The 931-nt window shown below is 44.7% G+C and carries 2 protein-coding genes and 1 pseudogene; 1 reads left to right on the top strand and 2 read right to left on the bottom strand.

Annotated elements, in window-relative coordinates; all coding sequences use genetic code 11:
- Window positions 1-295: cold-shock protein (locus tag A3763_RS29990; protein WP_304440853.1), on the top strand; the 295-nt coding region annotated here is incomplete at its 5' end.
- 32 nt (window positions 296-327) lie between these two features.
- Here the strand turns inward: A3763_RS29990 and A3763_RS26270 are convergent.
- Together A3763_RS26270 and A3763_RS29845 are read right to left on the bottom strand one after the other, a co-directional pair.
- Window positions 328-720 (bottom strand): hypothetical protein, encoded by a 393-nt coding sequence (locus A3763_RS26270; protein WP_068508916.1) that lies wholly within the window; start codon window positions 718-720, stop codon window positions 328-330.
- A pseudogene (locus A3763_RS29845) lies at window positions 721-931 on the bottom strand (hypothetical protein); the annotation flags it as partial.

Raw genomic sequence — 931 nt, 5'->3', positions numbered from 1 at the left:
AATTGCGGCACAGTCTTCGTCTTCTTCTGCTTCAAGTAACAATGCGCAAGAAGCATCTGAGTCTGATGACGACGATGATACACCTGAGGGTGTAGAGTCCGGTACCGTTAAATGGTTCAATGTGAATAAAGGTTTTGGTTTTATTACGACCGATGCGGGCGAAGATGTTTTTGTTCACTTCCGTTCAATTCGTGGTCGCGGTCGTCGCTCATTGCGTCAAGGCCAAGCAGTGCGCTTTGATTTGAGTGAGGGTGAGAAGGGTATGCAGGCAGACAACGTTTCGGTTGCCAAGTAAGCCTCTAGCTCTTTAGCTTCTACAGAAAAGGCTTATCCCCAGCGGATAAGCTTTTTTTCGTTTCGGGTGATGGCATTCCAATATTCACCTGCTTCATCTTCCCCTTCTTGCCAGCTATGTGCGGCACACCTGACCTCAAGTTCATACATCTCTAACAGGCTTAGTGCGCAGGCTTCATCATTGTCCCAAGGTGTTTCAGACGATTTGAACCAAACACTGCAATAAGACTTTCCTGCTGCACAGGGCGTAACGACGATAGGGATCTTATTCCCTTCGCGTGAAAGGGTGCCCGAGATACTTTTCTTTTCGGATAAGCTGCTTGCTTCAAGGTTGATATCGATGGTTGTAAAGTGAGTATTTAGCCAGGCGAGCAATTCACTGTTGTTTATGTTCTTTATGTATATTTCTATATCGGGCGTTATCATTTATTTGTCCAAGAAATTCTGGATTCTGCTTACGAGAAGGCGAATATAGCAGTAAAAGGCGATGATAGCGCTAGGCACGCTAAGAATAAGACCAATTAGCGCAAGTAATTCCTGCTTTTCAGATGCGGGCAAGAGAATATTAACGTATACAATTGTTCCGAGGCCTGCCAGGGTACAAATGGCACTGATCAGAAAGTATTTAAAATAATTC

Source organism: Oleiphilus sp. HI0128 (assembly GCF_001635365.1).
The sequence above is the reverse complement of the archived record's forward strand: the minus strand, read 5'-3'. Positions and strand labels throughout refer to the sequence as shown.

Bases quoted from the DNA above. Each gene is read 5' to 3' on its own strand.
- A3763_RS26270 (WP_068508916.1), bottom strand. From the start codon at position 720: ATGATAACGCCCGATATAGAAATATACATAAAGAACATAAACAACAGT.